The organism is Aurantimonas sp. C2-5-R2 (assembly GCF_036549495.1).
Lineage (GTDB): Bacteria > Pseudomonadota > Alphaproteobacteria > Rhizobiales > Rhizobiaceae > Aurantimonas > Aurantimonas coralicida_A.
Genome location: NZ_JAZHLJ010000057.1, coordinates 1 through 25,958, shown reverse-complemented (window position 1 = coordinate 25,958; position 25,958 = coordinate 1). Strand labels below are relative to the sequence as shown.

General features: G+C 62.8%; 19 protein-coding genes and 2 pseudogenes. 11 read left to right on the top strand and 10 right to left on the bottom strand.

Annotation, left to right across the window (positions count from 1 at the left end):
• From VQ044_RS18665 to VQ044_RS18655, 3 genes are all read left to right on the top strand, one after another.
• A partial coding sequence (locus VQ044_RS18665) for a deaminase (RefSeq protein WP_331827741.1) occupies positions 1-1,381 on the top strand: 1,381 nt, incomplete at its 5' end.
• A 347-nt stretch (positions 1,382-1,728) separates the two neighbouring features.
• Positions 1,729-3,006 (top strand): O-acetylhomoserine aminocarboxypropyltransferase, encoded by a 1,278-nt coding sequence (locus VQ044_RS18660; RefSeq protein ID WP_327648813.1) that lies wholly within the window; start codon positions 1,729-1,731, stop codon positions 3,004-3,006.
• A gap of 143 nt (positions 3,007-3,149) precedes the next feature.
• Positions 3,150-3,497, top strand: a complete 348-nt coding sequence (locus VQ044_RS18655) for a cupin domain-containing protein (RefSeq protein WP_327648811.1) — start codon at positions 3,150-3,152, stop codon at positions 3,495-3,497.
• A gap of 141 nt (positions 3,498-3,638) precedes the next feature.
• Here VQ044_RS18655 and VQ044_RS18650 read toward each other — a convergent pair whose 3' ends face one another.
• Both VQ044_RS18650 and VQ044_RS18645 read right to left on the bottom strand, forming a co-directional pair.
• Complete coding sequence (locus VQ044_RS18650) at positions 3,639-4,655, bottom strand: SOUL family heme-binding protein (protein ID WP_327648810.1); 1,017 nt, start codon at positions 4,653-4,655, stop codon at positions 3,639-3,641.
• A gap of 378 nt (positions 4,656-5,033) precedes the next feature.
• The gene (locus tag VQ044_RS18645) at positions 5,034-5,837 is read right to left on the bottom strand and encodes a metallophosphoesterase (RefSeq protein ID WP_327648809.1); all 804 of its coding nucleotides are present in this window, start codon (positions 5,835-5,837) and stop codon (positions 5,034-5,036) included.
• A 142-nt stretch (positions 5,838-5,979) separates the two neighbouring features.
• On the opposite strand from VQ044_RS18645, the gene VQ044_RS18640 reads away from it, so the two are divergent.
• Positions 5,980-7,587: a putative bifunctional diguanylate cyclase/phosphodiesterase gene (locus VQ044_RS18640; RefSeq protein WP_327648807.1), complete on the top strand. Its 1,608-nt coding sequence runs from the start codon at positions 5,980-5,982 to the stop codon at positions 7,585-7,587.
• Between the two features lie 30 nt (positions 7,588-7,617).
• Here VQ044_RS18640 and VQ044_RS18635 read toward each other — a convergent pair whose 3' ends face one another.
• Positions 7,618-8,514 (bottom strand): LysR family transcriptional regulator, encoded by an 897-nt coding sequence (locus VQ044_RS18635; RefSeq protein ID WP_327648805.1) that lies wholly within the window; start codon positions 8,512-8,514, stop codon positions 7,618-7,620.
• Between the two features lie 59 nt (positions 8,515-8,573).
• Positions 8,574-9,545, bottom strand: coding sequence for a thioredoxin-disulfide reductase (gene trxB / locus VQ044_RS18630; RefSeq protein WP_327648804.1), 972 nt, complete (start codon positions 9,543-9,545; stop codon positions 8,574-8,576).
• 257 nt (positions 9,546-9,802) lie between these two features.
• On the opposite strand from trxB, the gene VQ044_RS18625 reads away from it, so the two are divergent.
• On the top strand, positions 9,803-11,200 hold the full coding sequence (locus tag VQ044_RS18625; RefSeq protein ID WP_327648816.1) for a TrkH family potassium uptake protein: 1,398 nt from the start codon (positions 9,803-9,805) through the stop codon (positions 11,198-11,200).
• Positions 11,201-11,262: 62 nt separating this feature from the next.
• A complete protein-coding gene (locus tag VQ044_RS18620; protein ID WP_327648802.1) occupies positions 11,263-12,072 on the top strand; it encodes a glycosyltransferase family 25 protein in 810 nt (269 codons plus the stop codon).
• Here the strand turns inward: VQ044_RS18620 and VQ044_RS18615 are convergent.
• The 3 genes from VQ044_RS18615 to carB form a co-directional block, all read right to left on the bottom strand.
• Complete coding sequence (locus VQ044_RS18615) at positions 12,036-13,091, bottom strand: glycosyltransferase family 4 protein (protein WP_327648800.1); 1,056 nt, start codon at positions 13,089-13,091, stop codon at positions 12,036-12,038. The genes VQ044_RS18620 and VQ044_RS18615 overlap by 37 nt on opposite strands.
• Positions 13,092-13,256: 165 nt before the next feature.
• Positions 13,257-13,730: a transcription elongation factor GreA gene (greA, locus tag VQ044_RS18610; RefSeq protein ID WP_327623939.1), complete on the bottom strand. Its 474-nt coding sequence runs from the start codon at positions 13,728-13,730 to the stop codon at positions 13,257-13,259.
• A gap of 184 nt (positions 13,731-13,914) precedes the next feature.
• Positions 13,915-17,346, bottom strand: coding sequence for a carbamoyl-phosphate synthase large subunit (gene carB / locus VQ044_RS18605; RefSeq protein ID WP_327648799.1), 3,432 nt, complete (start codon positions 17,344-17,346; stop codon positions 13,915-13,917).
• Positions 17,347-17,686: 340 nt separating this feature from the next.
• On the opposite strand from carB, the pseudogene VQ044_RS18600 reads away from it, so the two are divergent.
• The 3 genes and pseudogenes from VQ044_RS18600 to VQ044_RS18595 all read left to right on the top strand — a co-directional run.
• A pseudogene (locus VQ044_RS18600) lies at positions 17,687-18,787 on the top strand (hypothetical protein); the annotation flags it as partial.
• A pseudogene (locus tag VQ044_RS25795) lies at positions 18,711-19,127 on the top strand (pentapeptide repeat-containing protein); the annotation flags it as partial. The pseudogenes VQ044_RS18600 and VQ044_RS25795, both read left to right, overlap by 77 nt.
• Positions 19,128-19,166: 39 nt before the next feature.
• Entirely contained in the window at positions 19,167-19,805 is a 639-nt protein-coding gene (locus VQ044_RS18595) for a hypothetical protein (protein WP_327648795.1), read from the top strand.
• 27 nt (positions 19,806-19,832) lie between these two features.
• Here VQ044_RS18595 and VQ044_RS18590 read toward each other — a convergent pair whose 3' ends face one another.
• The gene (locus VQ044_RS18590) at positions 19,833-20,078 is read right to left on the bottom strand and encodes a helix-turn-helix domain-containing protein (RefSeq protein WP_327648793.1); all 246 of its coding nucleotides are present in this window, start codon (positions 20,076-20,078) and stop codon (positions 19,833-19,835) included.
• Positions 20,079-20,373: 295 nt separating this feature from the next.
• Between VQ044_RS18590 and VQ044_RS18585 the strand changes: the two genes are divergently transcribed.
• Positions 20,374-20,511 (top strand): hypothetical protein, encoded by a 138-nt coding sequence (locus tag VQ044_RS18585; protein WP_327626335.1) that lies wholly within the window; start codon positions 20,374-20,376, stop codon positions 20,509-20,511.
• Positions 20,512-20,609: 98 nt separating this feature from the next.
• Here VQ044_RS18585 and carA read toward each other — a convergent pair whose 3' ends face one another.
• Entirely contained in the window at positions 20,610-21,797 is a 1,188-nt protein-coding gene (gene carA, locus VQ044_RS18580) for a glutamine-hydrolyzing carbamoyl-phosphate synthase small subunit (RefSeq protein WP_327648792.1), read from the bottom strand.
• A gap of 383 nt (positions 21,798-22,180) precedes the next feature.
• On the opposite strand from carA, the gene VQ044_RS18575 reads away from it, so the two are divergent.
• Positions 22,181-22,630, top strand: a complete 450-nt coding sequence (locus tag VQ044_RS18575) for a GatB/YqeY domain-containing protein (protein ID WP_327626333.1) — start codon at positions 22,181-22,183, stop codon at positions 22,628-22,630.
• A 347-nt stretch (positions 22,631-22,977) separates the two neighbouring features.
• Here the strand turns inward: VQ044_RS18575 and VQ044_RS18570 are convergent, their stop codons facing one another.
• Positions 22,978-25,737, bottom strand: a complete 2,760-nt coding sequence (locus VQ044_RS18570) for a hypothetical protein (protein ID WP_327648790.1) — start codon at positions 25,735-25,737, stop codon at positions 22,978-22,980.
• Positions 25,738-25,958: the final 221 nt, after the last annotated feature.

Below are 25,958 nucleotides of genomic sequence, written 5' to 3'. Positions count from 1 at the left end.
CTCTTCGCACGGCCTCCGCCCCTGCGATGCCCTCATTGTGAAATGCTCATCGCGGAAACCGATAAACCAAAAGTGCCAAAGTAGTGCTAGTTACATTGGTTACGGAAACCAGCTGCGAGAACACTTTGATGACGATTCGCTGCTCGCCGCTACAGCAGTGGGGCAGATCGTCAGATCTCGGTTAAGAGATGCGAAAACGAGGGGGGAAGCCGACCCAGTCCAGAAGCGAGCTTTCCTTCTATACCAATTCAAGCGGCGAGAGGAAATCGATCTGCTCCGCTCCGTTTATGGGCGGCTGTTTTTTCAGGTTTCGCTTTACTCCCGCCGTGGGGCACGGGTCGACTATCTCTCTCGGAAGTTTGCGACAAGCGAAAACTTCTACGCCGCGCAGCGATACCGGGATCGCGCGGAGAGGCTAATCGAGGATGATGAGAACGAAGCGGAGGAGAAGCACGGCCAGCGAGTGGCCAAAATTTTTCACGACGGCGATTTCATAGTCAGCTTGGACTCTCCGACTACTTCTGACGACCAAGTGAGCCGATTTTGCGAACTGATATTTAGTAGCAATCAGATTTCGCCTACCAAGATCGAATATGGGATGTTTCTAGCGAAGGCTGCCGCTCTCCGTACGTTAGACCTCTCCCGTCAGGTGGGCGCCGCGATATTTTCTGACGCAGGAGAAGTATTGTCGCTCGGTTCCAACGAAGTTCCAAAAGCTGGAGGCGGGACGTATTGGTGCGAAGACGCTCATGATGACCGAGAATTCAAACGTGGTCATGATTCAAACGATCAGCGAAAGCGCGAAATTCTCTCTGAACTCGTGAAACATATTGCCCCCGAAGCCGATTTGGACACAGTCCTCCGTATTCCCGCTGTGGCTGACTCCCAGTTCATGGATGCCTTGGAGTACGGAAGGATAGTCCACGCCGAGATGTCAGCCATTTCAGACGCGGCGAGGCTCGGTCGTTCAACGAAAGACGCAGTCCTCTATTGCACAACCTTCCCATGCCATATGTGTGCGAAGCACATAGTCGCTGCAGGTGTAAAGGAAGTCGTCTTTCTGGAACCATACCCCAAAAGCCTAGCGTCCTCCCTCCATGCGGATTCACTGCTAATTGAGCAGGGCGACCGTGGGCGTTTTCAGGAGAATCCGTATGTCAGCTTCAAGCATTTCTACGGAATATCACCGCGACGCTACAGAGAATTTTTCGAGCGCGGAAAACGGAAGGACTCGACAGGTGCCTATATCCAATATCCTTATGGCACCCCGGAACCCTTCATTCGAGTTAATTTCCCATATTATCAGAGAAACGAGGCCGAAGTTCTCAAATTCTTGAGATTCGCCACAGAAGATGTATTTTCATTTGATGATAAAGGCTAATTTTCCTCTTAACGTTCTTGACTAACGAATGCCGTGACGGTTTCGTTGGATCTGCGGCTCGCCTGCCTCCGGCGCTCGTTCGATGGTCGCCCGCACGTTTCCTGTCGAGGACACCGTCCTCGTCATCCGGCTCCGGGGCGTAGTCGTTTACAATGCCGTCGGAGAAATAGGCGCCGCGCCCGACATGCGCTCCCGCCGCCTCATCGCAGAACAATATCTCCGCTCGCGCCGAAAAACGGGTTGACGGTTTCTCGTCGCCTGTCGCGCGCCGTGCTAAGCCGTCGGCGGCATGATGCCGGGAACCGGCCGCAGAGCGGCCGTCGGCGAGATACGCAGGGAGCGAAAGAATGAGCGGACCGGGGTTCGAGACACTATCCATCCATGCCGGCGCCCAGCCGGATCCGTCGACGGGTGCCCGCGCGACCCCGATCTACCAGACCACCTCCTTCGTCTTCGACGATGTCGACCATGCCGCCTCGCTGTTCGGGCTGCAGCAGTTCGGCAATATCTATACGCGCATCATGAACCCGACCCAGGCCGTGCTCGAGGAGCGAGTCGCCGCGCTCGAAGGCGGCACCGCGGCCTTGGCAGTGGCATCGGGTCACGCTGCCCAGCTCATCGTCTTCCAGGCGCTGATGCGGCCGGGCGACGAGTTCGTCGCCTCGCGCAAGCTCTATGGCGGCTCGATCAACCAGTTCGGCCACGCCTTCAAGTCGTTCGACTGGCGGGTGAAATGGGCAGACCCGGACGACGTGTCGAGCTTCGAGGCGGCGATTACCGACAAGACCCGCGCGATCTTCATGGAATCCTTCGCCAATCCAGCTGGCGCCGTGGTCGACATCGCGGCGGTCGCGGCGATCGCCCAGAAGCACGGCATCCCGCTGATCGTCGACAACACCATGGCGACGCCATATCTGTGCCGACCGATCGAACACGGGGCCGACATCGTCATCCATTCGCTGACCAAATTCATGGGCGGCCACGGCAATTCGATGGGCGGTGCCATCGTCGACGCCGGCACCTTCGACTGGTCGGCGAGCGACCGCTATCCGATGCTGTCGCAGCCGCGAGACGAGTATAACGGTATCGTCCTGCACGAGACCTTCGGCAATTTTGCCTTCGCCATCGCCTGCCGCGTGCTGGGCCTGCGCGATCTCGGCCCGGCGATCTCGCCGTTCAACGCCTTCATGCTCCTCACAGGGATCGAGACGCTGCCGCTCAGGATGCAGCGCCATTGCGACAACGCGCTCAAGGTCGCTCAGCACCTCAAAGGCCACGACAAGGTCAGCTGGGTGTCCTATGCGGGTCTCGAAGACGATCCGAACCACGCCATGATGAAAAAATACGCGCCCAACGGGGCAGGGGCCGTCTTCACCTTCGGGCTCAAGGGCGGCTTCGAGTCGGGCGTGACCTTCGTCGAGGCGCTGGAGCTGTTCTCTCATCTCGCCAATATCGGCGACACGCGCTCGCTGGTGATCCACCCGGCCTCGACCACTCACAAGCAGCTCGCCGACGAGCAGAAGATCGCGGCGGGCGCCGGGCCGGACGTGGTGCGGCTGTCGATCGGCATCGAGACTGTCGCCGACATCATCGCCGATCTCGATCAGGCGCTGGCCAAGACCTGACGCCTTCGCCGGCTTCGACCTCAGACCTGAAGCGGTCGCCCATGAGGCGGCCGTTTTGGCTTTCTCGCCAATGACGGAACGAGCGGCGCCGCCGCGCATTTCTGCCGGTCCGATAGTCTCTTCTCCCTGCTGAAAGATCTGAAATGGCCGAACATTTCCTGAAATTCGAAAAGGACGGCATTGCCGTCGAGACCGGTGCGCCGGCCAAGGAAAAGATCAAGAGCGGCCGCCCCACCAACAAGACCTGGAACATCGAGGACGATGGCAACGGCCTTTACGCCGGCATCTGGGAATCGACCGCCGGCGAGTGGGAGATCGACTATACCGAGTGGGAGTTCCTGCACATTCTCGAAGGCGTCTCGGTCTTGACCGAGGAGGGCTGCGAGCCGGTCAAGCTGGTCGCCGGCGACAGCTTCGTCATCCGCCCGGGCTTCAAGGGCCGGTGGAAGGTCGTCGAGCCGACCAAAAAGCACTACGTCATCAAGGTCTGAGATCGCACCGGTACGGGACTCGATACATCAAGAAGGGTCCGCTGGTATCGCGGACCCTTTTGTTTTTCCTGCGGCAGCCGGAGCGCGATTTTACGCCCTCCGCCGTCCCGCAGCCGGCAAGAAATGCCGGCCATACATGCCTCAGCGTTCGATCTCGATCAGGATTTCGTTGCGCTTCATGAAACCAGGGGTCCAGGGCGGATTATAGAAGGCGTATTCGGGATCGCTCTTCTGCTTCAGATTGTTGTCCGCGAGATAATTGTAGAGGCTCATCAGGTGCTTGCTGGCGAGCGTTGCATTGAAATTACCGGAAAAGCGGATCGCCGCGATGCGTCGCGCCTGAACTTCCTTGATCGCCACGTCGCTGTTGCCGGGCTCAGGGAGGCTGGCCAGAGTGAATTTCTTCGGCATGACGAAGCGCACGGCCCAGCCCTTGGTCCGGCCATCGCCTTCGGCCAGCTGCTGGGTCACGGGGGTCGTCATCTTGATCTTCTTGCCGGGGCGGCTGCGGGCGAAAATGTAGTCGGCGAGCGTCTGGAAGCCCATGCGGCGCGCCTTCTCATGATAGCCGCTCTTGACGGTCTCGGCGACGATCATCGCATCGTAATCGCGGATTTCGATCGCCCCGTCCTCGCGGACCACGTCGTAGTCCGGTTCCTCGGTGTGCTCCTGTACCTTCTTGGTGACGAAATACGCCGTGCCGACGACCGCGACGGCACCGCCTACCACGAGAAGCGCGGTCAGTTCCGGCCGGTCACGCAGGTAGTCGATCCCGCGCTGGGGCTGGTTTCCGCCGCGAAAACCCGGAAGGCGGGCCAGGCGGAAGTCGGGAAGATGCTGGCGAAAATCACTCAGATAACCGCGCGCTGTGTCGATTCCCTCACCGGCGTCGTCGCGAAGCGAGCGGACGTGGCGGCGGGCCTCCGAGCCCGACGGCATCGACAAGCCGGTCAGAAAGTCCGGCATGTAGCGTGACAGGCCCGTTGGCTCGGTGTGGAACGGCAAGTGCCGGGAAATCGATCGGCGCACACGCTCGGCCCGCGACGGTCGGGGATCGAAACGGTCGACGACCCGCCCCTCGAGCTCTTCAATGCGCTCGCCGATATCGCTGAGGGCATCGGCAATGCGATCATAGGCGGTGGGCTTGTCGCGGAACATGGGCTGGGACTCCTGCGGTCGTCTGTTGGTCTGCGCCGACACTGGCTCCGGGCACTTAGGTCATGCCGATCGGGCGGTGGCGCAAGAGTATTCGCTGCGATAACGCCACCATGCGCGGTTGGTTGCGTCTGCTAACGACTTTGCCGCGCCTGAGCGCGGTTCTCGGCTGAATTGCCGGCGCGAACGCGTCGGGCTGGATCATTTATTTTTGGCAAGGGCGCAACCAAACCGGAGCTGACGCATTAGCAGGACATCGGGTTTTTCATGACCTGATACTCCAGCCATAATTCGGGCGGCCTCGTGCCGCCCATTTTTTTGCCTGCGGTGCGAGGCGTGGGTTGGGCGGCCCCAGCCCGAGATGTCAGCCGAACGGTGCCTTCATAAGCGATCGGCTATGGGTTCCGGAGCATCCAGAACGGTGCCGAGGCCCCGATCGAGGCGGACCGGTTCAACCGCCGCAAAGCCACCCGCTGCGGTCGCGGCGAAAAACTCCAGTTGGTCGCTGTCCCGTTCGATGACGACGGCCGCGAGTCGGCCGGTGAAGACGGCGCCGGTGTCCATCGAGATGCGGTTTTCCGTAACCACCGGACGGCCGCCCTTTTGGGGCTGGTGGCCATGCACGACGACGTGGCTGAGCCGTCCGATATGGTTGAGGAAGGGCGCGCGGATCCATAGGCAATCGTGGGTATCCTGCCGGTCTATCGGCCGACGCGGATCGATTCCGGCATGGACGAAGGCGAAGCTGCCGTCGACCGCGATCGACGCGGCGCCGGACAGAAGTTTCAAATGCTCGGGCCGGTCCCGCAGGATGCGGCGCCGGCTGGCCTCGAGGTCTGGGGCCGGGGCGGCGCCATAGGAGGCGAGGGTGGCGGCGCCGCCCTGATCCAGCCAATTGTCGATCGCGTCGATATCGAGTTCACCTTTAAGAAATTGCAGCAACCACCAGTCGTGATTGCCGATGAGCAGTCGGGAATTCGGATGGGTGGCGATCGCTTCGACGACGAGATCGAGGGCGCCGCGACTGTCGGGTCCCCTGTCGACGATATCGCCGAGGAAGATGATCTCCATGGGTGTCTTCCGGCTCTCCGCGACCGTGTCGAGCCCCTGAAGAAGCGTCGAAAGCAGCCCTGACGCGCCATGCACGTCACCGATGGCCGCGATCAGGGATGGATGTGGCGACATGGCGGAAACTCCGTTTACCTGGAGAGCTATGTTTTTCTTGGGGCGTTAATTCGCTCGAAAGCAGAACAACCTAAATTGGTATCACTCCACTCCGGATTGCGGATAAGACTCTGTCAACTCTTCGAGACACTGGATCGCGGACGTGTTCATTTTCAAGCCGTTGAACAATTTCCGCCTGAATCCGTTGGAACGGACCTATGCGCTGGCCGGGCTTGGGCTGGGCGTCCTGTTCGCCGTCACCGGACTTCTGATCGATATGCAGGTGCGTCGCTGGCAGGGGCTCGCCCCTGGCTTTGGTGCAACCTTCACGGCGACGGCGATGCACGTCATGGCGCTCTCGTCGCCGCTGGTGATCGGGCGGATCTTTCTGGGGATCGGCCGCCACCAGAGCAAGCTGCAGGATCGCCTTCGGCAAATGCATCAGACCGAGGCGTTGATGCGCGAGCAGGCCCATTGCGATGCCGTGACGGGGTTGTTCAATCGCTCCTACCTCACCAGCCGGCTGGAGGAGGGGATCGCGAGCCGGCTGTGGCAGAAGCGCGGCGCGCTCGTCTACATGCTCGACCTCGACAAGTTCAAAAAGATCAACGACACCTTCGGTCATCGCGCCGGCGACGTGGTCCTGACCGAAGTCGGCCGGCGATTGCGCGAAACGTGTGTCGGCGACGATATTCCCGTGCGTCTCGGCGGCGACGAATTCCTCGTCGTACACTTTCCCCAACCCGGCGAGGGCGCCGAGGACTTTGCCACAGCCCTGATCGCGTGCGTCGGACAGACCATCCACTTTGAAAATGTGCCGCTGACGCCCGGACTCAGCATCGGGATCGCCCGTGTCGGCGACGATGGCCGCACATGGTCCGACGTGATGCGATCGGCTGATATAGCGCTCTACCGAGCCAAGTCGAAATATGCCAACGCGTTCGAGATCTACCGGCCCGAGATGCGTCAGGCCAAGGACGCGGAGGCCGAACTCGTCGGCGAGATGAAGCGTGGCCTCGACCGGAATGAATTCGTGCTGCAATTTCAGCCGATCATCGCGGCGCGCGACGGCGTCATTCGCAGTTTCGAGGCGCTTGTCCGCTGGAACCATCCGCGCCGGGGTCAGTTGGCGCCCGCCGAATTCATCCCGGCGGCGGAGAGCTCCGGGCTGATCTTCCACTTGGGCAACCGGGTGCTGGTCGATGCGTGCACGGCGGCAGCCAGCTGGGCGACGCCGATCGGCGTCGCGGTGAATCTGTCGCCGATCCAGTTTCAGAATGGGCAATTGGCATCTCGGGTGCGGGAGGTGTTGGAAGAGAGCGGCCTTGCCCCAGGTCGCCTGGATCTCGAAGTGACGGAATCACTCCTGCTTGATCCGACCCCGACCGTCATTCGCATGATCGCCGAACTCCGCGAAATCGGCGTCAAGATCACTATGGACGATTTTGGAACGGGATTTTCCAGCCTCGGAAATCTCAGACAGTTCCGCTTCGACCGCCTCAAGATCGATCGCTCCTTCACCCAGGAACTGGCATCGGGCGAAGAAACGGCCGAGATCGTGCGCACCATCGTCCGCATGGCGGCAACGCTGCGCATGGAGACGGTGCTCGAAGGGGTCGAGAACGAGCGCCAGGAGGTCTTCGCCAAGCTCGAGGGACTCGATGAAGTGCAGGGATTCTTCTATGCGAAGCCGATGAACGGCGACGCTGTCCACCACTTCCTGGCCCAACGCGCTGAGGGAGCACGAGTGGCCGGCGGAAGCGCCGCCTGAACTGTCAGCCGGCGTATCGGAACCGCGGCCTCAAAAGGCCCAGGTGCGCGCCTTCGAGATCAGGAAATCACGGAATACCTTGAGCTTCGCCGCATTGCGCATCTGCTCGGGGTAGCAAAGATAGGTGTCGAAAGTCGGCATCTCCATCTCCGGCAGAACCTGCACGAGCTTGGCTCGCTTGTCGATCATGTAGTCCGGCAGCAGCGCCACGCCGATGCCGCTCTCGATGGCTGAGCGGATGGCGATCAGATTGTTGATCTGCAGGATCGGGTGGCGCATTTTGCCCTCTGGAAGGCCGACCGTTTCGAGCGTGTTCAGATTGCGCAGATAGTTCGGAGCCGGCTCGCCGAAGGTGATGATCCGGTGCTTGTCGAGATCCTCGATCGTTTCCAGCGGACCGAAGCGCGCCAGATAGGACGGCGCCGCATAGACGTGAAGATGCACGGTGAACAGGCGGCGCTGGATCAGGTCCGGCTGCTGTGGCTGTCTGAGGCGGATCGCCGCGTCCGCCTTGCGCATCGTCAGGTCGATCTCCTCGTTATCGAAGACCAGCTGCAGCTCGAGTTCGGGGTAAAGCTCGAGAAATTCCTTCGAGCGCTCCGTCAGCCAGCCGGAGCCGAGGCCGACCGTGGTGGTCACGCGCAGCTTGCCGGTTGGCTTCTCGCGGGTTTCGGTGAGCTGCATGCGGACCTGTTCCAGCCGCTTGAGAACCTCATTGGCGGTCTGGAACAGCAGTTCGCCCTGTTCGGACAGCACCAGGCCGCGAGCGTGCCGATGAAACAGCGGCGCGCCGATCTCCTGCTCCAGGGCGGCGACCTGCCGGCTGATCGCCGACTGGCTGAGGTTGAGAGCGTCGGCGGCGTGGGTAAACGAGCCGGCTTCGGCGGCTGCGTGAAAAATCCGCAGTTTGTCCCAGTCGAGCGCCATGGGGTGTCATCTCCAGACGGCTTTGGAGCGGGGCGTTCCTAGACGCCCGCCCGCTGCCGCTATTCCGCCGCTTGGCGTTGGTTGTCGAGCACCTGGGCGGCGAGCCATTTCTCGGCTTCCAGTGCTGCCATGCAACCGAGGCCGGCCGCGGTCACTGCTTGGCGATAGACGTCGTCGGCGACGTCGCCCGCCGCATAGATGCCCGGCATCGAGGTCTGCGTCGTGCCGGGTTCCACCCAGAGATAGCCGGACGGCTTCTGTTTCAATTTTCCGACGAACAATTCGACCGCCGGCGCGTGGCCGATGGCGACAAACACGCCGTCGGTCGCCCGTTCGCTGACCTCGCCGCTCACGCGGTTTTTCAGGCGAACGCCATTGACCGATTTCAGCGGCTTGACGACCCCCAAAATCTCCTCGACCTCGGTGTCCCAGACGATTTCGACATTGTCGGCGGCAAAGAGGCGGTTCTGCAGAATGCGCTCGGAGCGCAATTCGTTCCGGCGATGCACCAGCGTAACCGACTTCGCGATATGCGACAGATAGAGCGCTTCCTCGACGGCCGTGTTGCCGCCGCCGACAACGACGACGTCCTTGCCGCGGTAGAAGAACCCGTCGCAGGTGGCGCAGGCCGAGACGCCGAATCCCTGAAAGGTCGTCTCGCTTTCCAGGCCGAGCCATTTGGCCTGGGCGCCGGTGGCGATGATCAGCGCGTCGCAGGTGTAGACCGCGCCCGAATCGCCGGTTAGTCGAAACGGCCGCCGGTCGAGATCGGCCTCGACAATGACGTCGCTGGCGATCTCCGCTCCGACATTGAGCGCCTGGCTCTTCATCTGCTCCATCATCCACGGACCCTGGACGGGTTCGGCATAGCCCGGATAGTTCTCTACATCGGTCGTGATGGTCAGCTGGCCGCCCTCCTGAAGGCCGGCGACGAGCAGCGGCTTCATCATGGCGCGTGCCGCGTAGATCGCGGCGGTGTATCCTGCAGGACCAGATCCGACGATCAGAATGTCCACATGGCGTTCGGTCATGACGGCCTCGCTCGATTGGCGTCTGGCAGATGGCATCGCAAGTCGGCCCGTTCAATAGACGAGGGGGTGCGGTGCTGCAACACAAGGCGTCCGAGAGCGGTTGACGGCGGCATGGAGCGTTGCACCGATTGCCGATCCGGGGGCGAGAGGATATGAAAGCCCGCTGTTTCATGGCCCTTTAGCGCTGGCCTGTATTTTCCCGGAGCCGTTCCATTTTCAGGACCATCGCCCACGTCACCTCGATTTTCGGGCTCGCACTGGCGGCGGCGATGATCATTCCGGCACTGGTGGACCTTGCCGACGAGAACGAGGAATGGCGGGTTTTCATCGGCTCCAGCCTGCTGGTCGGCATGGTCAGCGTGCTCGTCGCCGTGGCGACGCGCGGCGAACGCCCCAAATTCACTCAACGACTCGGCTTCTTGCTTGTCACGACCGTCTGGCTGGTGGCGGTTCTCGTCGGCTCGCTGCCGATCTATTTCTCGGAGGTCAATGTCACCTTCGCGGGTGCCTTCTTCGAGTCCATGTCGGGGCTGACGACGACCGGTTCGACGGTGATCTCCGGCCTCGACGCGCTGTCGCCGGGCATCTTGATGTGGCGGTCGCTGCTGCAATGGCTCGGCGGCATCGGCATCGTCGGCATGGTGCTCTTGATCCTGCCCTCGCTGCAGGCCGGTGGACTGGCGTTGTTCCACATGGAAAGTTCGGACAAGTCGGACAAGGTCCTGCCCCGGATCAACCAGCTGGTCGGCGGACTGGTCACGGCCTATGTCGTCCTGACTACCCTTTGCGCGATAACCTACACCGCTCTCGGGATGAGCTTCTTCGACGCAGTCAATCACGCCATGACGACCGTGGCGACCGCCGGCTTTTCGACGCATGATGGTTCGATCGGGTATTTCGAAGACAAGCGCATCCTGCTCGCCGCCATGGTGTTCATGATCCTCGGGGCATTGCCCTTCGTGATCTACATCAGGGCGTTCCTGCCGAGACGCTTCCAGCTATGGCGCGACCCCCAGATCGCCGTCTTCCTGATGATCTGCCTGGTGCTCAGCCTGGCCATGGCGGTGACGCGCCGGGTCGTGAACGATACGCCCTTCGGCGAGGCGCTGCTGTCCTCGGCATTCAATCTGGTCTCGATCATCACCACCACGGGGTATGCGTCCGAGGACTATACGCTGTGGTCGAATGCTGCGATCGGCTTGTTCTTTCTGGCCACCTTCCTCGGCGGCTGCGCCGGGTCGACGACCGGCGGCATCAAGGCCAACCGGCTGGTCATCCTTTATCTGCTGGTCCGCTCGAGCTTTCGCCGGCTGGTCCGGCCGCATGCGATCATTCGCTTGAAATACGGCAATGACGACATCTCGCCGCAGACCATCCAGACGGTCACGATCTTCTTCTTCCTGTTTTTCGGCGCGCTGTTGATGGGCACGGTGTTGCTGACGATGTTCGGCCTCGACATCGTCACCGCCTTTACCGGATCGTTGACGGCGCTGGCCAATGTCGGTCCCGCCTTCGGACAGATCATCGGCCCGGCGGGCAATTTCGGCTCGCTCCCGGATCCAGTCTTGTGGATCCTGTCGATCGGCATGCTGCTCGGCCGGCTGGAACTGGTAACCGTTCTCATCCTGCTGTTTCCGTCGGTCTGGCTGGATTGATGGTGGTGTGCGCCGTCCCGGTCGCCGGGCCGTCCCTCGATCGGAGCTGACCGCGAGCCCGCATGCGCATCGTCTATATCAATCTCGATAGGGCCATCGAACGGCGCGCCTTCATGGAAGAACAGAGCGCCGCGCTCGGGCTGCGCTTCGAGCGTTTTCCAGCTGTCCGTGCGGACGATATCTCGGACGAGACCGCGCGCACCCTCGGGAAAGGCTGGGAGCGGCCGCTGACCAAGCCGGAGCTGGCCTGCTTCCTGTCCCACCAGACGCTGTGGTCCGAACTGGCTCGCGGCAAGGAGCCCATGCTGGTCCTGGAGGACGACGTGGTGCTCTCCGGCCGACTTGCCGCGGCGTTGCCGCGATTGGCCGGATTGACCGATGTCGATCTGGTCAATCTGGAGAGCTTCGACCGCAAGCGGTTCGTTGCGCGCAACGGGCGTGTCCTCGGCGCAATCTCCATCGTCCGGGTTCATCGCGACAAGTCAGGATCGGCCGCCTATCTGCTGTGGCCGAGCGGCGCGCAGAAGCTGCTGGCGCGCGCCCGGCTCGGGGCCGCGCCGGTGGATGCCTTCATCCATTCGCTGAAACGCCTCGTGTCCTATCAGGTGGAGCCGGCGCTCGCGATGCAGCTGCACATCCTGAAGGCGAGGGGCATCGAACCGCCGATCCCCATCGGTTCGACCATTCAGGCCTCCCGGCAACGGCTTGCGGTCACACCCGAAAATTTGCCCTTCCACCTCCGGCGCCTGACGACGCAGGTGAAGCTGGCGGGAGACCATGTCATGCGCCTGTTCGGCCGGCGGTACCGGCGAACGCGGGTCGACGATGGCGATTTTCAGCCACGGTCCGCGGCGGACCAGAGCCGTTCATAAACACGCTGGATTTCCGCGGCCTCGCGCGCCAGGGGAAATTTCGCCCTGACATGGGCGAGCGCCGAAGCGCCGGCGCGCGCCAAAGCCTCGGGGTCGGATAGATACGCCTCGACCGCCGCCGTGAGAGCCGCGACATCGCCGACCGGAACGATGCGTCCGGTCTCGCCCTCGATGATCATGTCCTGGAACGCGCCAGCGTCGCTGGCGACGACCGCGGCGCCGGAAGCCATCGCCTCCAGCGGGGTCAGGCCGAAGCCCTCGTTGCGCGGGGGCGCGACGTAAAGATCGAAGGCCCGGAACCACGTCGTCACGTCCTCGACCTCGCCGAGGAAGCGGATGCGTTCATTTAGCCCGGCGGCCTCGACACGGCGCCGCAGATCGGCGTCGAACCCTGCGTGCTCTGCCGTGGCGCGGCCGGTGACGATGGCTGTCCATTCGGGATGGCGTGGCAAGAGGGCGATCATCGTGTCAATGAACAGGTCGGTGCCCTTCTGGTGGCGGATGCGCCCCGAGCAACCGATCAGCCGCCGCCCGGCAAGACCGAGCGCGGCCTTCTGTGCCTCGCGCGACGGCGCCGGATGAAAGCGATCGAGGTCGATTCCGTGCAGCACGATTTTGGCCGGGACCGTGAGATAGCCGGCGCTCCTGCCGCTTGTCGCGATCACCGCGTCCATGCGCCGGATTAGCGAGCGCGTCCAGCCGGTGTGGTGGCGTTGCGCGGCGGAGGTGAAGACGAGCCGCAGCGGCATCCGTAGGATGTCGCGCAGCACGATGCCGGCCAGCATCTCCACGTTGCGCCGGGCATGCCAGATGCGGAACGGCCGGCCTATTGGAGGCGACCAGAGGCCGGGCATATCGCGAAGACGCAGCTTCGGCAGATGGTCCGGCAAACCCGGTCCGAGCGCCGCGATGCCGAGGGAGCGTGCCTGGAGGGGGACGAGCTGGACGATCGTCGACGTCACGCCGGACAGCCGGCGTTTGAAGTTCGGCGCGATGACCGCGATATCTCGAACGTTCATCTGGGCGACTCCGTCACGGCGCGTTTGGCCCTTGCGGCCAGTTTAGGCGACGGCGAAGGGCAGGGGGGCCGTTTCAGCGCCGCCAAACCTCGCCCATGCGCTTGCACGCACCCCATCCCCTTTTCCCTTGGGGACAGGGTGTGCTGTCTTGGAGGTCCTTTGCGCCTACGCCCAGCTGACCTGAAGGATCTCGTAGGATCTTGCGCCGCCCGGCGCCGCGACCTCGACGGTGTCGCCCTCGCCCTTGCCGATCAAGGCGCGGGCGATCGGCGAGGAGATCGAGATGCGTCCCATCTTCACGTCGGCTTCCTGGTCGCCGACGATCTGATAGACCTTCTCCGCCTCGGTATCCTCGTCGACGAGCTTGACCGTCGCGCCGAACTTCACCTTGTCGCCGGACAGCTTCTTGACGTCGATGACCTCGGCGCGGGCGGTCAGGTCCTCCAACTCGAAGATGCGCCCCTCGTTGAGGCTCTGGGACTCCTTGGCGGCATGGTACTCGGCGTTTTCCGACAGGTCCCCGTGTGCGCGCGCCTCGGAGATCGCCTGGATGATCCGTGGCCGCTCTTCCTGTTGGCGACGGCGAAGCTCCTCCCGTAGCGCATCAAACCCGTGGGTCGTCATCGGGACCTTTTCCATGGCCTCCACCTTTCCCATGCGCGGGCGTGCCGCGACATCGTCTTTTCGTTGGTTGCCGGCAGGCCGAGGCCCGACGCCGGAGCACAATAATAAACCGGCCCCGAACGGCAGCGACCGTTCGGAACCAGCGAGACAATCCGGACTGCGACAGTGCCTGGTGCCCTGTCCGAAGGGCGCGTTTTAGTCAGGCAGCCGTAAAGTACGATTGCAACGGCCGAACTTCAAGATTGCCGGTCCGGAGTGCGGCGATCGCTTCGGCGGCGGCACTCATCCCCGCCAAGGTCGTGTAGTACGGCACTTTGTGGATCAAGGCCGCGCGGCGCAGCGAGCGCGAATCGGACAGCGCCTTGGCGCCCTCCGTGGTGTTGAGGACGAGCTGCACCTGACGGTTGCGAATCGCGTCCTCGATATGCGGGCGTCCCTCCAGGACCTTGTTGATCTTCTCGGCGGCGATCCCGTTATCGATGAGGAAGCGCTGGGTGCCGCCCGTCGCGATCACTTTGAAGCCGAGGTCGTAGAGCCGGCGGACGGGCGCGAGGGCCCGCTGCTTGTCCCCGTCACGAACCGAGATGAACACCGTACCGTCGCGCGGCAAGTCGACGCCGGCGCCGAGCTGCGACTTTGCGAAGGCGACGGCGAAGTCGTAATCGAGACCCATGACCTCGCCGGTGGAGCGCATCTCCGGGCCGAGCAGCGTGTCGACGCCGGGGAAGCGGGCGAACGGGAACACCGCCTCCTTGACCGCGATGTGCTTGAGGCCGCGCGGATCGGGCGCGCCGCCATATGCCGCGAAGGCCGCGTCGAGGGTTTCGCCGGCCATGATCCGCGCCGCCACCTTGGCGATCGGCGAGCCGATGGTCTTGGCGACGAAGGGCACGGTGCGCGAGGCGCGGGGATTGACCTCCAGGACGTAGATGTCGTCGCCCTTGATGGCGAACTGGACGTTCATCAGGCCACCGACCTTGAGCGCCAGCGCCATGTCGCGGGTCTGGCGGGCCAATTCGTCGGTGATCGCCGTCGACAGCGAGCGGACCGGCAGCGAACAGGCCGAGTCGCCGGAATGGATGCCGGCTTCCTCGATGTGCTCCATGATGCCGGCCACATAGGTGGATGTGCCGTCCGACAGGCAGTCGACATCCACCTCGATCGCGTCCTTGAGATAGGAGTCGATCAGCACCGGCGACTTGCCCGAGACGACCACGGCCTGGGTGATGTAGCGCTCGAACTGCGGCTCGTTGCGGACGATCTCCATCGCCCGGCCGCCGAGCACGTAGGACGGCCGGATGACCACCGGATAGCCGATTTCGGCGACGATCTTGCGCGCCTCCTCGACCGAGCGGGCAATGCCGTTGCGGGGCTGACGCAGATCGAGATCGGTGAGCAGCTTTTGAAAGCGGTCGCGATCCTCGGCGAGGTCGATCGCATCCGGCGAGGTGCCGAGGATCGGAATGCCGGCCTTTTCGAGGGCGTCGGCGAGCTTCAGCGGCGTCTGGCCGCCGAACTGCACGATGACCCCGTGCAACGTTCCCCGGGCTTGTTCGACCTTCAGGATCTCCAGCACGTCCTCGGCCGTCAGCGGCTCGAAATACAGCCGGTCCGAGGTGTCGTAGTCGGTCGAGACGGTTTCGGGATTGCAGTTGATCATGATCGCCTCGAAGCCTGCGTCCTTGAGGGCGAAGGCGGCGTGGCAGCAGCAATAATCGAACTCGATGCCCTGGCCGATCCGGTTCGGGCCGCCGCCGAGGATGACCACCTTCTTGGCGTCGCTGACCTCGGCCTCGGACCGCGGCGCGCCGGCGAAGGGCCGCTCGTAGGTCGAGTACATGTAGGGGGTCGGCGAGGCGAATTCGGCGGCGCAGGTGTCGATCCGCTTGTAGACCGGATGAATATCGAGCCGGTCCCGCAAGGCCGCGACATCCGCCTCATCCTGACCGACGAGCTTCGCCAGCCGGGCATCGGAAAAGCCGACCGACTTCAAAAAGCGCAGATTGTCGGCGTCCTTGGGCAGTCCGTGCTCGCGCACCCGTGCCTCGAGATCGATGATCGCCTTGATGCGGGCGATGAACCACGGGTCGATCTTGCAGGATTGGTGAACCTGTTCCGGACTGGTGCCCATGCGCAGCGCCTGCGCGACCATCAGCAGGCGGTCGGGTGTCGGCGTGCCGAGCGCGGCGCGGATCGCGTTCTTGTCGTCGCCTTCGCCGATCCCCGGAATCTCGATCTCGTCGAGCCCGTCAAGCCCTGTCTCCAGGCCTCTCAACGCCTTCTGCAGCGATTCCTCGAAGGTCCGGCCGATCGCCATGACCTCGCCGACCGACTTCATCGCCGTGGTCAGATACGGTTCGGCGCCCGGGAATTTTTCGAAGGCGAAACGCGGGATCTTGGTGACGACATAGTCGATCGACGGCTCGAACGAGGCCGGCGTCGCGCCGCCGGTGATGTCGTTGTCGAGTTCGTCGAGCGTGTAGCCGACGGCGAGCTTCGCCGCGACCCGGGCGATCGGAAAGCCGGTCGCCTTGGAAGCCAGCGCCGATGAGCGGGAGACGCGCGGGTTCATCTCGATGACGACCAAGCGGCCGTCCTCCGGGTTCACCGCGAACTGCACGTTCGAGCCGCCGGTCTCCACCCCGATCTCGCGCAACACCGCGATCGAGGCGTTGCGCATGATCTGGTATTCCTTGTCGGTCAAGGTCAGCGCCGGCGCGACGGTGATGGAATCCCCGGTATGGACGCCCATCGGGTCGATGTTCTCGATCGAGCAGATGATGATGCAATTGTCCGCCTTGTCGCGAACGACCTCCATCTCGTACTCTTTCCAGCCGAGCACGCTCTCCTCGACCAGCACTTCGGTGGTCGGCGAGGCGTCGAGCCCGCCCTCGACGATCTCGAAGAATTCCGAGCGGTTGTAGGCGATGCCGCCGCCGGTTCCGCCGAGAGTAAAGGACGGGCGGATGATCGCCGGCAGGCCGACCGCGTCGAGCGCCTCCGCCGCGGCGGCCAGCGCCCGTGTCATGTAGCGCTGCTTGCGATCGGATTCGCCAAGCTGCCAGGCGTCCTCGAGCGCGGTCAGCGCCGCGTCCCGCTCGGCCGGATCGGAGATCGCGTGGATGATCTCGGCCTTGCGGTCGTCATGGACCCGTCGGTCGGCGGCCTTGGCATCGGTGGCGTTGGCCAGCAGCGAGCGCGGCGTCTCCAGGCCGATTTTCGCCATCGCCTCGCGGAAGAGGGCGCGGTCCTCGGCCTTGTCGATGGCGTTCGCGTCGGCGCCGATCATCTCGACACCGTATTTCTCCAAGACGCCCATGCGCCGCAGCGACAGCGCCGTGTTCAGCGCCGTCTGCCCGCCCATCGTCGGCAGGATCGCGTCCGGCCGCTCCTTGGCGATGATCTTGGCGACCACCTCCGGCGTGATCGGTTCGATATAGGTGGCGTCGGCGAGATCGGGGTCGGTCATGATCGTCGCGGGGTTCGAATTGACCAGGACGATCCGGTAGCCTTCCTCCTTCAGTGCCTTGCAGGCCTGGGTGCCGGAATAGTCGAATTCGCAGGCCTGGCCGATGATGATCGGGCCCGCACCGATGATGAGGATGGTGTGGATGTCGGTGCGTTTCGGCATGGCAAGCTGTCGTCCGGTTTGGTTGCGCGCCAAGATTCCGCCCGCATCAGGGATGCGGCCGGTTGCGGCGGGTTCTGTCGAGGCTGAGGCCGGCTTATAGGCAAGAGGCGGGCAGGGGGGAAGGGGTGACGGATGAGCTTTTCGTGGGAATGTCATGCCGGCCCCACGCGCGATGGAATGGCGAGGGCCTGGCTCCGGCTTGCTTGTGAGACGGAAACCGCTCGTTATAGTCGTACCGGCGGGGACGACGGCTGATGGCAAGTGGGAGTGAAACTTGGCGCTGCTCGGGACGCGCGTAAAGCATCTGGGCAGGAATGTCCTCAACCGGCTGGCGACCCGCATGAGTTCCGCCTTCGGATGGGTGACGGCGCTCTACGCATCGCACCGACGATCCACCGAGGCGCGGCATCAGCGGCTTTCCACCGATCCCGCGCGGCTTGACCAAGACCTCGTCGCGCAAGAAAGCGCCGTCAACACGGCTGCCTCCCGCGTTCGCGGCACCTGGGTCACCTATCTGGTTCTTTGGACCTATCTCGTCATCGCCGTCGGATCGATCACCCATCGCCAGTTGTTTCTGGCCGAAGGCATCAAATTGCCGGTGCTCGACGTCGACTTGCCGCTGATCGGTTTCTTCTGGGTGGCGCCGGGGCTGTTCATCGTCATGCATCTGTACCTGCTCCTGCAGCTGCGCGGCTTGATGGAGCGGGTGTCGACTTACGAGACCATCCTGTGCCATGCGACGAAAAGCCCGGCTGAAAGGGCGCGCCTGCGGCAGCGGCTCGATCCGTATATCGTTCTGCAGGCGGTGGCGGGGAGCGAAGAGGGTCTGCACGACCGGATCTATGTCGGCGTCCTGCGCTTCATCGTCTGGCTGACGGTGGTCTTCGCGCCACTCGGCCTCCTGTTCTTCGTCCAGATTCGATTCCTGCCCTATCACGATGAGGCGGCGACTTGGGCGCACCGCGTGTTCATCGCCCTTGATCTACTCTGCCTATGGCTGATCTGGCGCCCCGCGCTCAGGGCGAAGAGTTCGAACGCTTTGATGTCGCTCGCACGATCAGGCTTCGCTGTGACCGCCAGTCTTGCCGGCGTGTTCCTGTCCGTCCTGGTCTTTATCTTTCCGGGCGAAGCGATCGAAGGGTACCAGGCTTCGATCTTGTCCCGCCCCTTAGTTGGCACCTGGGACCGGAATTATAAGCCGACATCGAGCGGTTGGGTCCTGAACCATATCGTTCTGAGCGTCGACGACGATTTCATCGACGACGATGAGATCGCGAAGCTTGATGCACGGGAGAAGGAAAGCCCGACGAACACATCCTCTTCCGGAGCAATGGTTCGCTCGTTTCGCGATCGCGATTTTCGCGGTGCGGTACTTGAATCCCTCGACCTTCGCCGAACAAATTTTGAAAAGGCGGGGCTGCAGGGGGCGTGGCTGGACGGGGCGCAGCTGCAGAGGGCGTCGGCTGGCCGGAGCGCAGCTGCAGAGGGCGTCGCTGGCCTCGGCGCGGCTGCAGGGGGCGTCGCTGGAGGGCGCGCAGCTGCAGGGGGCGTCGCTAGACTGGGCGGATCTGCAGGGGGCGTGGCTGGAGAACGCGTCGCTGCAGGGAGCATCGCTGAAAGGGGCGCAACTGCAGGGGGCGTCGCTAGACTGGGCGGATCTGCAGGGGGCGTGGCTGGAGAATGCGTCGCTGCAGGGGGCATCGCTGAGCGGGGCGCAATTGCAGGGGGCATCGCTGAGGAACGCGCGATTGCAAGGGGTGTGGCTGCAAGGCGCGTCGCTGCAGGGGGCGTCGCTAGACGGCGCGTCGCTGCAGGGGGCGTTGCTCGCTGACGCTTTTGCCTGGCGAACGGTCCTGGGCTCCGCGCACGATCTTGAGAGTGCGTTCATCGCCAACGTCGAGGCCGCTCCGGTTATCGGGCCATCCCTCGATCAGGACGATGATCTCATTCAGGACGATGATCTGATCCCGCTTGAGCCCGAGCGTCTGAGCGGACTCGTCGAAGCATGGTCGAAAGACATTCCCGAGGGCGATCGGAAGAATGACTTTCTGAAGCGTCTGGAGGTGCTACGGATGGATGCACGAACCCCGGAAGAGGACGGGGTAACCGTCGATGCCTGGGTTCGGCTGGAAAAGGCCAGCCTTTCTTTCGAGGAATGGTTGCCGATCCATCTGGAAATTCTGGTCGGTATTGCCTGCAACGCTGACGCGGACGGTTACGTATCCAACGCAATCGCCAACCGATTGAGCAATCTCTCTCGGCGAGTCGAACCGGCCTCTCCGGTCGCAAAAGCTGCGAAAACCCTGCTCGATGCGACAGCGGATTCCTGTCCCGGCGCGGTTGCCATCGATGACGCGGCCAGGACGACGCTGCAGAACATTCTCACTATAGCAGACGAGGAACAGCTGGATGCCGAGGCCGCGGCGCAGCGTCCGGCGCCGTCTGATCGGACACCATGAGCTTCACCTGACGAGCTGGATGATCGCTCAATCCGCGTCGGACGGCGGCCGCGCCGCCCTGCCGCGCGGCAATCTCCCGTCATAGCTGTCATAGCCGAGCGACAAGGCGAGGCAGGCGAGTTCGACGGTCTTCGGGATTTCCACCGCCTTGCCGTCGCGGTGGCCCTTTTCGTAATACTGGATGACCCGCTTCTTCAGGCCGAGCCGCTCGGCGGCGTCCTTCTGCTTCAGCCCGAGCGACTTGCGCCAGGTTCGAAAAGCCTCCGGGTCCATCGGAACTCCCCTCCATGCAGCCACGTCGTGCGGCCGCGCCGCCGCGGCGACCAGCTTCGAGAAAGCCGGGCCTGCTTAGATCGTCGCCTCGGCAAAGTCGATTCGACGGTCACGGATTCCCTTGGTCGACGCACCTGAAAAATGCACCTCGTGCGCAATAATCGCTTGACTTGACGCACAGAGTGCGCATTTATGAATGGATTGCAATCGAGCGACGATCATTCCTTCCGGTTGAATTTAACCGGAAGGAAGGCTTCGGGCGCTAGGGTTTCAAAATCGAACGAGGAGCGCGAACATGTTAGCGGATATCATCGTCGGCCGCTCTTCCTATGGCGGCGACCGGGGCAGGGACGACCTGCACCGCCACGCCACCTTCAGCTGCGGCTTCCGCAGCTGGATGAAGCGGCTCTTGATGCGGTTCCGCGCGGCTTAAGCCGCCGGCGGACCGAAATACCCTTAGACAGCATGAAGGCGCCGGAGCGATCCGGCGCCTTCATGCGTTTGGGCTTGAACCGGGATCGCGGCCGCCGCTCAGGCGGCGATCTTGCCGACCTTGTGATCGTCGATCATTCGGAAAAACCGCTGGAACAGATAGTGCGAATCCTGCGGGCCGGGCGAGGCTTCGGGATGATGCTGCACCGAGAACACCGGCTTGCCGGCAACGCGCAGCCCGCAGTTCGAGCCGTCGAACAGCGAGCGATGGGTCTCCTCGACCCCGGCCGGCAGGGAGTCCGCCGCCACCGCGAAGCCGTGGTTCATCGACACGATCTCGACCTTGCCGGTGGTGAAATCCTTGACCGGATGATTGGCGCCGTGATGGCCCTGATGCATCTTCTCGGTCCGCCCGCCAAGCGCCAGCGCCAGCATCTGGTGGCCGAGGCAGATGCCGAATACGGGCACGCCCTTGTCGACCAGCGCCTTGATCGTCGGCACGGCGTAATCGCCGGTCGCGGCCGGATCGCCGGGACCATTCGACAGGAACACCCCGTCCGGCTCGTGCGCGAGGATCTCCTCGGCGCTCGCCGTCGGCGGCACCAGAACGACCCTGGCGCCCTGGCCGGCCATCAGCCGCAGGATGTTGCGCTTGGTGCCGTAGTCGATCGCGACGATCGTGTAGCGCGGCGCGGCCTCGGCCGCATAGCCTTCGTTCCACACCCAGGGTTTTTCGTCCCAGACGGTGGTGTCGCCGCTGCCGACCTCTTTGGCCAGATCGAGCCCCACGATGCCGCCCCAGGCCGCCGCGCGGACTTTTAGCGCATCGATGTCGAAATTCCCGTCCGGATCGTGGGCGATCACCGCGTTCGGCATGCCGGTCTCGCGGATCAGCGCCGTCAGCGCCCGCGTGTCGACGCCCGACAGCGCGATGACGCCCCGCTCCTTCAGCCAGGCGTCGAGATGGCCCGACGAGCGATAGTTCGACGGTTCGGAAATGTCGGCCCGGAAGATCGCGCCGACCGCCCCCGCCGCCTTGGCCGGGGTCAGGTCTTCCTGGTCCTCGGCATTGGCGCCGACATTGCCGATATGCGGGAAGGTGAAGGTGACGATCTGGCGGCTGTAGGAGGGGTCGGTGAGAATTTCCTGATAGCCGGTCAATGCGGTGTTGAAGCACACCTCGCCCTCGATCGCGCCGGTCGCGCCGAGGCCGAAGCCCTCGATCACGGTTCCGTCCGCGAGCACGAGGAGCGCGGTTGTCTTGCGCGTCGTCCAGCCGTCGGTCATGGTCTCACCTTTCAGTCGTCGGATATGCCGGCGCATTGCCACAATCGGGGCGCTATCTGCCAGGCATTGCGTCGGTTCGCCATGATATCGGCGCATGGCTGCCTTGGCGCAACCGCCCTTGCGCGCCGCCCGGCAATTCTCTACATCCGCGCCGCATTGCACTGCAAGAGGCGGCGTCGTCATTGGCGGATGGCCGCCGGTGCGGCATATTCGGGCGCCACGTCCGATGCAATTGAGAGACAGGCCCGGTCAAGATCGAAGCCCGCCCCGGCTTGTAGGGGCACCGGGGCTTTACCTACGTGAAGAACAGGTGTCGATTACGCGCCACGCTGGCCGACTTCGGTCCGCGCGGGCGGATTTGACGAAACGCGAAAGTCACCACCATGCGCGAGCATCTCGCGGACGCTTTGAACACAGCGACCAAAAGCCAGGACAAACGCCGCATCTCGACCCTGCGGCTGATCAACGCGGCGATCAAGGATCGCGACGTGGCCAATCGCAATGCCGGGCGCGACCCGGTCGGCGACGAGGAGGTGCTGCACATCCTCGTCAAGATGATCAAGCAGCGGGTCGAATCCGCCAAGGACTACGAGGACAGCGGTCGGCTGGAACTGGCCGAGCAGGAGCGCGACGAAATCGCCGTCATCCGCGATCTGTTGCCGCCGCAGCTCGACCCCAGCGAAATGGAACGGGCCTGCCGGCAGGTGGTCGAGGAGACCGACGCCAAGGGCCTGCGCGACGTTGGCCGCTGCATGAACGCCCTGAAGGAACGCTTTCCCGGCAAGCTCGACATCGGCAAGGCCTCGACCGTGGTCAAGGGTCTGCTGAGGTAGGGTCGGGCCGTTTGCGGACCAGTTCGGTCGGTTGAGCGCAAATAGCGGATGTCCGGAAGCAGACATTCAGTGGCCCGCTATGCGAGGAAACGCTCAGAGTCCGTTTCGAAACTCACTGCGGCGGGTTCAAAGGCCCCTCGGATGGTCGCTCCGCAATGACATGATACCCGATTTCCGCGGGTTTGGGCGTCCCNAGAGTCCGTTTCGAAACTCACTGCGGCGGGTTCAAAGGCCCCTCGGATGGTCGCTCCGCAATGACATGATACCCGATTTCCGCGGGTTTGGGCGTCCCGGGTGAACCATGGAGGCTGGTCTTGGCAGGGTTTCGAAACGGCCTCTCAGCCAAGTCATTTCTGGCGTGCATCGGACCAACCAAACACGTCGTCGTGCTCAACATCATCCTGCCGCAACCGGTAACGTGCCACGAGGAAGCGCTCGAGCCCCGCTGTCGAGAAGCAGACAGGTGCCCTCAGTTGGCGACCGTTTAGAAAAGCGGCGTGGAACATCCCTGCATACAAGTCGAGTTGCTCTGTGCCGAACAGGCCAGGATCCAACGCGTCTTCCTGCGGCTCGGACGTGGTCATCAGCTCGAATGCCCTCTGGTGCGATCGCTCCATTGTGACGTCGCCCTCTTGCGCAATACGATGGTTAATGGCGATGTTGCTGAGAATGCTGAGTATTTCCCAATCCTTCATACCTTGCTCGTGCATTGCCTGTAGGTGCGTCATGACTTCGGTATCAGCTAGAAGGCGTGGCAAGGTATGCTGGAGCGATGCTCGCGTGTGGTTGTAGCGGTGAGCGATGTCGAGCTGCGCTTGCTCGTGATCGTAGATTGATCCGGGCCCGTCGAACCAAGGTACGCGCTCGCCAGAGCTTGATTCGAAGTTTCGATCCGGCTCGAACGCGCTCGTCGTTTTTCTAATTTCTTCGGCGAACAGTTCCGTGGACACGAACTCCAGATAGAGCTCGGCATAGGGCCGACCGACAAAAATTGGATCGAACACCGACCGGTCGAATGCTGCGAAAAGTGCCTCGTCGTGATGCGCGGAGCAGCAGTGCAGTATTGCCGCAAACAGCGCGATGCTTTCACCTGCATGATGAGCGCTCCGAACACCCAGGGGCAACCTAACTCCGATCTCACAGCCATCATCTTCGTGAACCGTGAATTCCAGCTTGTTGACCTCGTCATCGCAGGTGAGCTTGATAGTGATCGCGCATGGTACGATGCCGAGATCGCGGCCTGCCATCGCACACGCCGCGAGCTGGAGCTCTGCGATCAGCTGCTCCGCGCTGGGCGTGATTGCATAGTCGTTCGCAAACTCACAGCGCAGTTCGATCCCGAGTGCTTTCCAGCGGACCCGTCGTGTAGGCCCGAGATCGCCAAAGGGGCGATCAAGCATTGCCTCTTCAAGACCGGTCCAGGTGTCATCCCAAGTGCCCTGGCTCCAGAAGCCGCTGCGTTGATCCGCTGCCTGCCAGATCGGCTGCTTGATCTCGGGCGGCCAGTTTGTGGCAAGTGTATCGACACTTTTGCGCGCTTCTGGAGCACTGCGGTTGAGGATGCCGAGTAGCGCGGCAAGCTGTCCCATATTTTCGTGCATGCGGGGATGCTCGTCCATGTGGAATGGCCGTGAGTCATGCTGGACGTGCGCGACGATCATCACTGGAAACAGCTGCAAGAAGCCCAAGGAATTCCCAGCGGCATCCTCGGCGTCGAGCAGTGCGAGTAGCGCGCGCGGCAACATGTTGCCGACCCGATCAAGGTCCTCGCAACGCGCAATGTATGCCGCGGCCATTGCGTGATACTTGGAGGCATAGATTAATCCGAGGCGGCCATATTGCTCGGCAAGGAGCAGCAGGATGCGGAGGATCCATCCGAGCTGCTCGCCAGAAAACCATTTCGCTTTCGCCTTTTGCAGTTCCCGGATCGCGGCTGCGGACTCATCGCGATCGAGAAGGCTGAATGCCCGATCGATGGCTTTGTCCCCAGCTGCGGCGGCACCCGCACGCGTTGCCACCAGATCGTCCGCCCGTGACGCGAGCGCGAGAAGCTCGTCCAGCTCGCCAATATAGCCGATCATCTGTGTGAGATGGTCGGAGAACTCCTCGATTGGATAGAGTGGAGCGTCGACTGCAGTGTCGAGCATCTCGTTCCAAAACTCGAAAGCTCTGGCTACGTCTGGCACGAGTCCAGGCTCCGCCGGCGCAAACTCCAAGCTGCCGCGCATTCTCAGCAGGCCGCTACGGCGACCTGGGCCAATGCCAGTTTGGGCAAGCCACTGTTCGAACAGGTCGACGAGTTTTCTTCGCCGTGCGAAGAGCTCGGCCGCGTCGATATCATATTGCCCGAGGCCAAGGCCACCGAAGCAGTAGGTCAACAGCACGACGGCGTCGGTGATTTCGCCTATGCTCGTATGCTGCGATACGTCACTGAAGTAGTCAGCAACGAGGTCGGCTGTGGGGGTGAGGTCGCCCTTGCCGCGAAGGTTGGCGACGGCGATCTCGTACATTGCATCCCGGGCGAGGCCGCGCGGCGCGGGATGCGGCAGAAAGGCCGCCATCTTATCGAGCCAGAAGCGCAGGTCCGCCCGTGCGCTGTCGTCAAAAGTGGCTTTGCGAAGCCCAGCCTTGATGGCGAGGAAGTCTGCTCTATTGATCGGGATTGGAACGCGCGCCTGCCATTTCTGCCGGTGTTCGATATAGCCTTCCTCGAGCTCACCTGCGGGGACTAGCTCTGACGGGAGATGCAGATACTCCTGCGCGATCCAGAAGATGTCCGGCTCGGCGAGCCACTCGGCGATGGCGTTACCATCGAAGATCTGAAGCCCAACACCCTGAGCTTTTGCTTCATCGATGAGCTTCAGGCGCTTCGCGATCGGCAGGTTGGGCTCACAGAAATAGACGATTTCATCCACGCCCCCTTGATCGACCAGCGTGCGGACGTCCTTCCGTATCTTCGTTTCTATTGTTTTCTGAAGGCTGCAGGCGAAGACCAGCTTGCGGTCGCCGGATGAGCGCGCTGCGAAGCTGTTTTCCGGAAACTCTAGCAACGCCAGACGCGTAGTAAAGCTTTCGAAATCGCGCCCGCGGTCGCCCCCGCTGCTCACGGGGCCGTGTCAACGGGAGAATGTTGCTCGCGATGCGTGCCCGCGCGAGATAACGTGCGAGGTGCTCGAATTCGTGGTGAGAATTTCTGGCGCTGAGCTCGGAAAGGTGAAAGCGGATGACGCTCGAAAGTCTAGGCTCAGGACCTATTAATTTCTCTTGATCTGTGATTCAGGGTTTCCGTCAAGGAGGTTCTGATGGCTGGTTTGTTTTTGCTGAGCGA